The organism is Pseudoalteromonas sp. TB25, from assembly GCF_000497995.1.
Taxonomy (GTDB): Bacteria; Pseudomonadota; Gammaproteobacteria; order Enterobacterales; family Alteromonadaceae; genus Pseudoalteromonas; species Pseudoalteromonas distincta.
This window is the reverse complement of the sequence record NZ_AUTI01000432.1, coordinates 1-11,398: the sequence shown is the minus strand read 5'-3', so window position 1 is coordinate 11,398 and position 11,398 is coordinate 1. Positions and strand designations below refer to the sequence as shown.

Here is an 11,398-nt window from a genome sequence, read left to right as displayed (position 1 = left end):
GAGCCAGCCATTCCGTTAAAGAACACAGACGGATTCTCTTGTATTTCTACTAAACTAAAGCGTGCTTCAAAACGTTCTGATTTATTAGTTACAAAGCGCGGCCAATGTTCAGTACCAGGGATCAACTCTTTTAACGTTGATAACATTTGGCAACCGTTACATACACCTAAGCTAAAGGTATCTTCACGGTGGAAGAAGTTTTGGAACTGATCGCGTGCCATGTCGTTAAACAAAATAGACTTAGCCCAACCTTCACCCGCACCAAGTACGTCACCGTATGAGAAACCACCACAGGCCACTAAACCTTTAAATTGCTCTAGTGTTAAACGACCTTCTAAAATGTCGCTCATGTGTACATCAACGGCTGCAAAACCTGCGCGATTAAATGCTNCCGCCATTTCTAAATGAGAGTTAACACCCTGCTCACGTAAAATAGCCATTTGCGGTTTAGCACCGGTTGCAATGTATGGCGCTGCTATATCTTCGTTTAAATCAAAGTTAAGTTTTACGTTTAAACCTGGATCTTTTGCATCAAATTTAGCATCAAACTCTTGCTTAGCACACTCAGGGTTATCACGGCGCGCTTGCATTTGATACGTTGTTTCAGCCCAAATAGTACGAAGCTCAGTACGCGTATGATTAAGTACCGTATTTTCGCCACGGTTAAATATAATCGTATCATCACTGTTAAGCGTGCCAATGTTGTGACTAATGGCTGCTATACCATGTTGTTCAAACACCACATTTACTGCATCTAAATCAGCATTAGCAACTTGAATTACCGCACCTAGCTCTTCGTTATAAAGCGCTTCAATGTCTGAACCTGTTAAAGCTGCTAAATCAACAGTTACACCGGTATGACCCGTAAACGCCATTTCAGCTACTGTGGTAAATAAACCACCATCTGAGCGGTCATGATAAGCAAGTAACTTACTATCAGCCACAAGTGCTTGCATTGCGTTATAGAAGCCTTTTAATAACTCAGGGCTATCAACATCAGGGGTTACATCACCTAATTGCTTATAAACTTGTGCAAGGCTTGATGCGCCCATGCGGTTTTTACCCGCACCTAAATCAACTAATATAAGCGATGTATCGCCTTTATCTGTGCGCAGTTGTGGCGTTACTGTTTTACGTACGTCGTCAACACGACCAAACGCAGTTATAACCAGTGAAAGCGGCGATGTTACTGACTTCTCTTGTGAGTCACCTTCATCTTTCCATGTCGTTTTCATCGACATAGAATCTTTACCTACAGGAATCGTTAAACCAAGCGCAGGACAAAGCTCTTCGCCTACGGCTTTAACAGCTTCATATAAACCAGCATCTTCACCTGGGTGACCCGCTGCTGCCATCCAGTTTGCCGATAACTTAATGTTTTCAAGGCTACCAATATTTGCACAGGCAATATTAGTTAACGACTCTGCCACAGCTAAACGAGCAGATGCACCGTAATTAAGTAATGCAGCCGGAGTACGCTCACCGAGTGACATAGCTTCACCGTGGTAAGTATCATACGTTGCCGCAGTTACAGCACAGTTAGCAACAGGTACTTGCCAAGGACCAACCATTTGGTCGCGCGCTACTAAACCCGTAACTGAGCGATCGCCGATTGTTATTAAGAATGTTTTTTCTGCAATGGTTGGTAAACGCATTAATCGCTGCGCTGCATCTGCTGCATTTATTGATGTGATATCAAGCGCTTTGCCAACAACTTGCTTTGACGTTACATCGCGGTGCATTTTAGGTGCTTTACCTAATAATACGTCCAGCGGCAAATCAACAGGGTTATTTTCAAAGTGGCTGTCTGACACAGTTAAGTGAGGTTCAGCTGTTGCTTCACCAATAACAGCGTACTGGGCACGTTCGCGCTTACAAATTGCTTCAAAGCGGTCAAAGTCCTCTACGCCAACAGCGAGTACATAACGCTCTTGTGATTCATTACACCAAATTTCGTGTGGTGCCATGCCTGGCTCATCGTTAGGGATGCTACGTAATTGGAACTTACCACCACGTCCGCCATCATTAACAAGCTCAGGAAACGCGTTAGATAAACCGCCGGCACCTACATCATGGATAAACGCGATTGGGTTTTCATCACCTAGCTGCCAACATTTATCGATAACTTCTTGGCAACGACGTTCCATTTCTGGGTTTTCGCGCTGTACTGAAGCAAAGTCTAAATCTTCGTTTGACTGACCTGAGGCCATACTTGATGCAGCACCACCGCCTAAACCAATGTTCATTGCAGGCCCGCCTAGCGCAATTAATTTAGCGCCTACAGGAATATCACCTTTTTGAACATGATCAGAGCGAATATTACCTAAACCACCGGCAAGCATAATTGGTTTATGGTAACCACGTACTTCTTCACCGTTATGGCTTGTTACTTTTTCTTCGTAAGTACGGAAGTAGCCTAATAAGTTAGGACGACCAAACTCATTATTAAATGCAGCGCCACCTAGTGGACCTTCTGTCATTATATCAAGTGCGTTTACAATACGACCCGGCTTACCAAAATCGCTTTCCCACGGTTGCTCGTAACCTGGAATACGTAAATTTGATACAGTAAAGCCAACTAACCCTGCTTTTGGCTTAGAGCCACGACCAGTTGCGCCTTCATCGCGAATCTCACCACCAGAACCTGTAGCAGCACCTGAGAATGGCGCAATAGCTGTTGGGTGGTTATGAGTTTCAACTTTCATTAGTATTTCAATGTCTTCTTGATGATACGCATATTCACCTTGCGCATTTGGGAAGAAGCGACCCGCTTTTGAGCCTTTCATTACTGCCGCGTTATCTTTATACGCCGACAATACATTTTCAGGATTTAGCTCAAACGTATTTTTAATCATTTTAAACAGCGATTTTGGCTGCTCTTTACCATCGATTGTCCAGTCAGCATTAAATATTTTATGGCGACAATGCTCTGAGTTCGCTTGTGCAAACATAAACAATTCGATGTCGTTAGGGTTACGTCCTAACTTTGTAAAATTTTCTACTAAGTAGTCTATTTCGTCATCAGCAAGCGCAAAGCCTTGCTCAACATTGGCTGTTGCTAGTGCTTCGCGTCCACCACCTAAAATATCGACAGACGACATTTGGCGTGGGGCATCACTGCGAAACAGCTGAGCCGCATCTTCAAGTTCATTGTGTGTGGCTTCAGTCATGCGGTCGTGCAATAACGCAGTTACTTGTGCAAGTTGTTCTGCGTTTAAATCACCTTCAACATAATAAGCAATACCGCGTTCAACACGGTGAACCTGCTTTAAACCACAGTTGTGGGCGATGTCGGTAGCTTTAGATGCCCAAGGTGAAATGGTACCTGGGCGAGGTGTAACAAGTACAAGTTTGCCAGCTGGGGTATGCTCAGCAATAGTTGGACCGTAAGTTAATAGTTTTTCAAGCTTGGTTTGCTCAGAGCTACTCAACGGCGATGTTAAATCGGCAAAGTGAGTATACTCGGCGTATACGTTAGTGACTGGAAGTTGCGATTGTTGGCAACGCGCTAAAATTTTATTAACTCTGAACTCTGAAAGTGCTGGTGCACCACGAAGGATCAACATAGGTAATTTCATCCGGGGTTAGGGATTGAACGATATTTTAGGCACGCATTATAGTCCAATTAGCATTCAGATTTAACTCAAAATTACGCTTTTCATAAAATTAACTTTTTAGCTTTATTTATAGCCTCTTTTGGTTAATAAAATAAAAGGTAAAGTGACGCGATGGCTTAGTTTTGCTATAACGGTGGCTGGCGAGCTTAAGGGGCACTCAATGTTCAAAGAAAAACTAATAATAATCATTACTTTAGTTATGCTGTTATGTGCATGTGATATGCAAGAGCAGCCAACTCAACTCGCCCAAATAAAAGAACAAAACAAAATACGTGTGGGTACACTTGCAAGTGCTAGTAATTATTATCAAGCCGTTCAAGGTGAACAAGGCTTTGAATATGAGCTATCTCAAGCATTTGCTGAATATCTAGGTGTAGAGCTTGAAATAGTGCCATTTTTTAACTTATCCGATATGTTTGAACGCCTTGAAAGCGGTGATTTAGATTTAATTGCCTCAGGACTTACCTATAATAAAACCCGTGCAGAGCAATACCGTTATGGACCAACTTACAGAACAATCAGCCAAAAATTAGTTTATAAGCAAGGACGTGTTCGTCCTCGAGAGTTTGCCGACTTAGATGGCAACTTTACTGTTATCGCTAAAAGTAGTCATTCGCTTACTCTGCAAAAAATGAAAAAAAACAATCCAGATCTTACTTGGATAGAAAGCGAAGAGTTTGATGAAGAAGAACTACTTCAAGCAGTTATTGATGGCGAGATTGATTACACACTCGCTGATACACATACGCTATCGTTATTTCGCCGTTATCATCCAAATTTAAGTATCGGTTTTTCTGTTAGTCATAACGACCCGATTGCATGGATACTTAATAAATCAAAAGATGATTCTTTATATTCCTTATTAGTGCCATTTTTTGGCGATATAAAACAGAGTAATCAGCTCTACGTACTTGAAGAAAAATACTTTGGCCACGTACGCCAATTTAACTATGTAAATACCCTTGCTTATATCGAAGCTATCAAAGAAACCTTACCAACATACCAACCATGGTTTGAACAATATGCTGGTAGCCTTGATTGGCGTTTATTAGCGGCACTTAGCTATCAAGAATCTATGTGGAATCCTCGTGCTAAATCGCCAACAGGCGTTCGCGGTATTATGATGCTAACCCGCAGTACAGCAAAACAAGTAGGTGTTACCAACCGCTTAGAGCCAGAGCAAAATATTCGCGGTGGTGGTAAGTATTTAAGTAAACTGATTAAGCGTATACCTGATAGAATTCCTCAACCTGATAGAACATGGCTTGCACTAGCGGCTTACAATGTAGGTTGGGGGCACGTTAACGACGCGCGTATAATTACCGAGCAGCAAGGCGCAAGCCCTGATAAATGGGCTGATGTAAAAAAACGCTTACCGCTGTTAATTAAAAAGCGCTATTACCGTAAAACTCGCTATGGTTATGCGCGTGGCGATGTAGCGGTTAAATATGTTGATAATATTCGTCGCTATTACGATGCACTTGTTTGGCTAGATGAGAATAATGCTATTGCTGTAGAGTCTGAGCCAGAACCAATCACAGAGCAGAGCACTGATACCGAGCCAAACTTAAATGAAGAAAGTGACGATAAAAGTAACAAAGATGAAGCGCAAACAGAAAAAAAACAGCCTATAATTGAGCCCGAACTACCAAGTGAAAACAATAACTAAGATTTATATAGGTATCAGTTTTTTGAGCAAACCAGTAAGCAAAATTTAAGTAAATTAAATATCTGTTTACTTGTCATCAAATGATCACTAATGTGTATTACTTGTATATTATTATTTTATAAGATATACCCTGCGCCTTTCTCACTCTTGCATTAGGAGAAAACATGCTAAAACGTAGACGCACACAAAAATTAAAACGCAATGTGATTTATTCAACAGCCACACGTCGTCGTGTTATGCTAAGAAAACTGCACAAAAAAATCATCTGGCGCCGCCGAATGTTTGCTATGCAGCAAATGGCTGAAACAGAAATAGAGCCAATCGCTAGTTAACTTTAGCTAGGTTTATTTATTTGTTCATCACGAGCAGCTTTCTTAGCTGCTTTAATTTGCGCTCTTCTACGCTTAAAAAAATTCGAAATAGTATCACCGCATTGCTGTGCCAAAACACCACCGCACACCTCAACTTGATGATTTAACCTCGGCTCTTGTAATAAGTTCATAATTGAACCTGCAGACCCTGTTTTAGCATCGAGGGCACCAAATACTAAACGCTTTATTCTGCTATGCACCAACAGTCCTGCACACATAGAGCAAGGCTCTAACGTTACATATAGTGTGCAATCAATTAAGCGGTAATTATTAAGTACTTTTCCAGCTTCTCGCACTGCAATCATTTCCGCATGGGCTGATGGGTCGTTATCCGTTATTGAGCGGTTGTACCCCACTGAAATTAACTGGTTATCTTTTACTACAATTGCTCCAACCGGAATTTCATCAAGCAACTCTGCTTGCTTTGCATACAAAAGCGCTTGCTCCATCCAGTAGGAATCATTAAATGGCTCGTTCATTCTTTCTACTTAAATAACTTTTTATGCTGTAATTATACCTAGTTAGCACTCTAAAGTGCGTCATTCATTACTTTATTGCAAAAATAAAACGATATTTACCTGTTTGTAATGGCTCACTAGTGTGGATTTACGCTATAATCTCACGCTTTTTTTATTTAGCTCACAACACGGGTAGCAAATGAAATTTCCTGGACGCCGCAGGCATAAACATTATTTTCCAGTGGAAGCCAAAGATCCACTTACTAATCAACTTAACGCAACAGAGCGATTACAACGTAGTTATATTACGGGTATCGATCAGATCGTTGTTGATATAGAGGCAAAAGTTGATCAAGCTTTCCTTGACGAATTTCAACTACGTAGAGGTATGTCACAAGTTATTGATAGCGACATAACGAACGCCTTATACGATCGTTTAAAATTAAACGATATGGTTGATTTTGAGTTTGCCGGTGGGACCATTGGTAACACTATGCACAACTACTCTGTACTTGCAGATGATCGCTCAGTTTTATTAGGCGTAATGAGCGAAAATATAAAAATAGGTAGCTATGCTTACCGCTTTTTATGTAATACCTCAAGCCGTGTAGATTTAAACTATCTCCAACCAGTAGATGGGCCTATAGGTCGTTGTTTTACATTAATTGATGAAACCGGTGAGCGTACTTTTGCGATAAGTGCGGGCCTAATGAATCACTTACGTCCTGAATCTATCGATAAAAACCTTATTGAAAATTCATCAGCATTAGTGATCAGTGCCTACCTCATGCGTACGCAAGGTAGTGAAACGATGACTGAAGCGACTATGCAAGCGGTAAAATACGCTAATGATGCAGGTGTGCCAGTTGTTCTTACACTCGGAACTAAATTCTTAATTGAACAAGACCCGACCTGGTGGGCAAACTTTGTTGAAAAGCATGTTGATATTCTTGCTATGAACGAAGAAGAAGGGTTAGCTATTACAGGTTTTGAAGACCCTCTTCTAGCTGCCGNTGGGTAGATTTGGTAATTTGCACCGCTGGCGAAAAAGGCTTATTTATGGCCGGCTACGTAGACGAAAGCTTAAAGCGTGAAACCGAATATCCGTTACTACCAGGCGCCATACCTGATTTTAATCGATACGAATTTTCACGTGCTATGCGTAAAACCCAGTGTGATGAGCCTATCAGAGCATATAGTCATACAGCCCCATTTATGGGTGGACCTGACTCAATCAAAAACACCAATGGTGCAGGTGATTGCGCACTTGCGGCTGTGCTTCATGATTTGTCAGCGAATGTTTACCATAAGCTTAATGTGGCAAACTCAGCTAAACATCAGCAACAAGCTATTACTTACTCGTCACTATCGCAAATTAGTAAATATGCTAACCGAGCTAGTTATGAAGTGTTAGTTCAGCACTCTCCTCGTTTATCTCGCGGTTTACCAGAACGCGAAGACTGCTTAGAACAGGTTTATTGGGAACAATAATAACGGTGGGAGCAATCATTGCTCCCTATCAACTTCCTAAAAAATAGAAATATCGAGCTTTTTAGATAGCAGTTCCAACGCTGCAATTCCTGCAACCGAATTACCAAACGAATTAAGTCCCGGAGAATAAACAGCTACCGTAAACTTATTTGGTAACACGGCTAAAATAGTCCCTGACACTCCCGATTTACCTGGCATACCTACTCTGTAACCAAAATCCCCCGCAGCATCGTATAAGCCACTGGTAAATAATAGCGAATTAAGCTGCTTATTTTGACGGCTACTTAAAACACGATCGCCCGATCGATTATCAACACCTTTATTTGCTAAAAAATTATAAGCTTTGGCTAATTCAATACAGTTGAGCTCAATAGAACAAAAGTTAAAGTAAGACCATAAAACATCATCGACTTCATTTTCAAAATTACCAAACGACTTCATTAAATGTGCCATAGCCGCATTACGGTGTCTAAATTCATACTCAGAATTAGCGACTTTTTTATCAATCACTATCCCTCTATTACCAGCTAACAACCTAAAGGTCTCGAGCATAGAGTGCATTGGTGCAGATAAGCGGCTGTATAACGCATCACACGTTACAATTGCGCCTGCATTTATAAAAGGGTTACGAGGAATCCCTTTTTCAAACTCAAGCTGTGTAAGCGAATTAAAGGCAGTACCTGAAGGCTCCTTTCCAACTCGATGCCAAAGTTCATCACCATAACGTTGCAGTGCCATAGTAAGTGTCATAACTTTTGAAACAGACTGAATGGTAAAACGTTGAGAGCAATCCCCCGCACATACAGTCTTACCATCAGTTGTATAAATAGCGATAGAAAATTGCTCAGGATCGACCTCTGCAAGGGCCGGTATATAATCAGCTACTGTTCCTTGTGATAATAAAGGGCGTACTTCATGTGCTATTTCATCAAGCACCTTTTGGTAATCAGCTGTAGGCAAACTAGACCTCTATATCATCATTCATAAAAATTGGATTTTAGCACGCGCGAATAGACGCAACTAGTTTTGTTGTTGAATTTAAAGGGGGGATGTTTTTCTTAATTTAAAAAAGCAAAAAACCCGTCACATTACTGTAACGGGTTTCTCTTAATTAAATCCTGGTAATGTCCTACTTTCACATAGCAAATGCTACACTATCATCGGCGCTGTTTCGTTTCACTACTGAGTTCGGCATGGGATCAGGTGGGTCCAAAACGCTATTGTCACCAAGAAAATTCTTTTCAATTTTCTTATTTTAATTATTAAGGTTAAAGTCCTTCGACTGAATTTGAAGCCTGGTAATGTCCTACTTTCACATAGCAAATGCTACACTATCATCGGCGCTGTTTCGTTTCACTACTGAGTTCGGCATGGAGTCAGGTGGGTCCAAAACGCTATTGTCACCAAGCAAATTTGGTGTAAGTTCGATTCAATCGAGCTTACTAAAATTTGGAATTTCTGATAATAAAATGTCTTCAGTAATCTACTTTAGTCTATTAACTTCTGTCTTAAACTATCACACAAAACGCGTTTGGCGTTGTATGGTTAAGCCTCACGGGTAATTAGTACAAGTTAGCTTAATGGCTCACACCACTTCCACATCTTGCCTATCAACGTTGTAGTCTTCAACGGCCCTTCAGAGACTTTAAAAGTCTAGTGAGAACTCATCTCGAGGCCTGCTTCGCGCTTAGATGCTTTCAGCGCTTATCAGTTCCGAACGTAGCTACCGGGCAATGCCATTGGCATGACAACCCGAACACCAGCGGTTCGTTCACTCCGGTCCTCTCGTACTAGGAGCAACCCCTCTCAATTCTCAAACGCCCACGGCAGATAGGGACCGAACTGTCTCACGACGTTCTAAACCCAGCTCGCGTACCACTTTAAATGGCGAACAGCCATACCCTTGGGACCGACTTCAGCCCCAGGATGTGATGAGCCGACATCGAGGTGCCAAACACCGCCGTCGATATGAACTCTTGGGCGGTATCAGCCTGTTATCCCCGGAGTACCTTTTATCCGTTGAGCGATGGCCCTTCCATTCAGAACCACCGGATCACTATGACCTACTTTCGTACCTGCTCGACGTGTCTGTCTCGCAGTTAAGCTGGCTTCTACCATTACACTAACCGTACGATGTCCGACCGTACTTAGCCAACCTTCGTGCTCCTCCGTTACTCTTTAGGAGGAGACCGCCCCAGTCAAACTACCCACCAGGCACTGTCCGTAACCCCGATTCAGGGGCCAACGTTAGAACATCAAAACTACAAGGGTGGTATTTCAAGGACGACTCCACAACAACTAGCGTCGCTGCTTCAAAGTCTCCCACCTATCCTACACATGTAGGTTCAATGTTCAGTGCCAAGCTGTAGTAAAGGTTCACGGGGTCTTTCCGTCTAGCCGCGGGTACACAGCATCTTCACTGCGATTTCAATTTCACTGAGTCTCGGGTGGAGACAGCGTGGCCATGGTTACACCATTCGTGCAGGTCGGAACTTACCCGACAAGGAATTTCGCTACCTTAGGACCGTTATAGTTACGGCCGCCGTTTACCGGGGCTTCGATCAAGAGCTTCTCCCTAAGGATAACCCCATCAATTAACCTTCCGGCACCGGGCAGGTGTCACACCGTATACGTCATCTTGCGATTTTGCACAGTGCTGTGTTTTTAATAAACAGTCCCAGCCACCTGGTCACTGCGGCTCCCGTCCGCTTAGAGAGCAAGTCTCATCACAGATAGGAGCGTACCTTCTCCCGAAGTTACGGTACGATTTTGCCTAGTTCCTTCACCCGAGTTCTCTCAAGCGCCTTAGTATTCTCTACCTGACCACCTGTGTCGGTTTGGGGTACGATTCCATATAATCTGAAGCTTAGAGGCTTTTCCTGGAAGTATGGCATCAACAACTTCATCACCTTAGTGACTCGTCTCGTGTCTCAGTCTTAATAGCAACCCGGATTTACCTAAGTCGCCAACCTACTCACTTTCACATGGACTACCAACGCCATGCTTGTTTAGCCTGCTCCGTCCCCCCATCGCAATTATATCGAGTACAGAAATATTAATCTGTTTCCCATCGACTACGCCTTTCGGCCTCGCCTTAGGGGTCGACTTACCCTACCCTGATTAACATGGGATAGGAACCCTTGGTCTTCCGGCGTGGGAGTTTTTCACTCCCATTATCGTTACTCATGTCAGCATTCGCACTTCTGATACGTCCAGCATACCTCCCGGTACACCTTCAACCGCTTACAGAACGCTCCCCTACCACTCAGAATAAATTCTGAATCCGCAGCTTCGGTGCATAGTTTAGCCCCGTTACATCTTCCGCGCAGACCGACTCGACCAGTGAGCTATTACGCTTTCTTTAAAGGATGGCTGCTTCTAAGCCAACCTCCTGGCTGTCTGGGCCTTTCCACATCGTTTCCCACTTAACTATGACTTTGGGACCTTAGCTGGCGGTCTGGGTTGTTTCCCTCTTCACGACGGACGTTAGCACCCGCCGTGTGTCTCCCGGATATTACTTTACGGTATTCGGAGTTTGCAAAGGGTTGGTAAGTCGGGATGACCCCCTAGCCTTAACAGTGCTCTACCCCCGTAAGTATTCGTCCGAGGCTCTACCTAAATAGATTTCGGGGAGAACCAGCTATCTCCCGGTTTGATTAGCCTTTCACTCCTAGCCACAGGTCATCCCCTAACTTTTCAACGTTAGTGGGTTCGGTCCTCCAGTTGATGTTACTCAACCTTCAACCTGCCCATGGCTAGATCACCGGGTTTCGGGTCTATACCTTGCAACTA

5 protein-coding genes, 3 rRNA genes and 1 pseudogene are annotated in these 11,398 nt (G+C 43.0%); 3 read left to right on the top strand and 6 right to left on the bottom strand.

Annotated elements, in window-relative coordinates; translation table 11 throughout:
* On the bottom strand, positions 1–3,566 hold a 3,566-nt coding region (gene purL, locus L652_RS0121100), incomplete at its 3' end, for a phosphoribosylformylglycinamidine synthase (RefSeq protein WP_024603636.1).
* A 211-nt stretch (positions 3,567–3,777) separates the two neighbouring features.
* On the opposite strand from purL, the gene mltF reads away from it, so the two are divergent.
* Both mltF and L652_RS1000000125155 read left to right on the top strand, forming a co-directional pair.
* Positions 3,778–5,286, top strand: coding sequence for a membrane-bound lytic murein transglycosylase MltF (mltF, locus tag L652_RS0121095; RefSeq protein ID WP_024597414.1), 1,509 nt, complete (start codon positions 3,778–3,780; stop codon positions 5,284–5,286).
* 164 nt (positions 5,287–5,450) lie between these two features.
* Positions 5,451–5,618, top strand: a complete 168-nt coding sequence (locus L652_RS1000000125155; RefSeq protein WP_002961076.1) for a hypothetical protein — start codon at positions 5,451–5,453, stop codon at positions 5,616–5,618.
* A 2-nt stretch (positions 5,619–5,620) separates the two neighbouring features.
* Here the strand turns inward: L652_RS1000000125155 and tadA are convergent, their stop codons facing one another.
* Positions 5,621–6,136 (bottom strand): tRNA adenosine(34) deaminase TadA, encoded by a 516-nt coding sequence (tadA, locus tag L652_RS0121085; RefSeq protein ID WP_002961078.1) that lies wholly within the window; start codon positions 6,134–6,136, stop codon positions 5,621–5,623.
* A 178-nt stretch (positions 6,137–6,314) separates the two neighbouring features.
* On the opposite strand from tadA, the pseudogene L652_RS01000000124245 reads away from it, so the two are divergent.
* Positions 6,315–7,606 (top strand): annotated as a pseudogene (locus tag L652_RS01000000124245) (inosine/guanosine kinase).
* 36 nt (positions 7,607–7,642) lie between these two features.
* On the opposite strand, the gene glsB reads toward L652_RS01000000124245, so the two are convergent.
* From glsB to L652_RS0121060, 4 genes are all read right to left on the bottom strand, one after another.
* Positions 7,643–8,566 (bottom strand): glutaminase B, encoded by a 924-nt coding sequence (gene glsB / locus L652_RS0121075; protein ID WP_024597412.1) that lies wholly within the window; start codon positions 8,564–8,566, stop codon positions 7,643–7,645.
* Between the two features lie 156 nt (positions 8,567–8,722).
* Positions 8,723–8,837: ribosomal RNA gene (gene rrf / locus L652_RS0121070) — 5S ribosomal RNA — on the bottom strand.
* Positions 8,838–8,899: 62 nt separating this feature from the next.
* Positions 8,900–9,014, bottom strand: a 5S ribosomal RNA gene (gene rrf, locus L652_RS0121065).
* A 133-nt stretch (positions 9,015–9,147) separates the two neighbouring features.
* Positions 9,148–11,398: ribosomal RNA gene (locus L652_RS0121060) — 23S ribosomal RNA — on the bottom strand; the annotation flags it as partial.

Coding starts and splice junctions, on each gene's coding strand:
- L652_RS1000000125155 (WP_002961076.1), top strand. CDS start 5,451: ATGCTAAAACGTAGACGCACACAAAAATTAAAACGCAATGTGATTTAT.
- mltF (WP_024597414.1), top strand. CDS start 3,778: ATGTTCAAAGAAAAACTAATAATAATCATTACTTTAGTTATGCTGTTA.
- tadA (WP_002961078.1), bottom strand. CDS start 6,136: ATGAACGAGCCATTTAATGATTCCTACTGGATGGAGCAAGCGCTTTTG.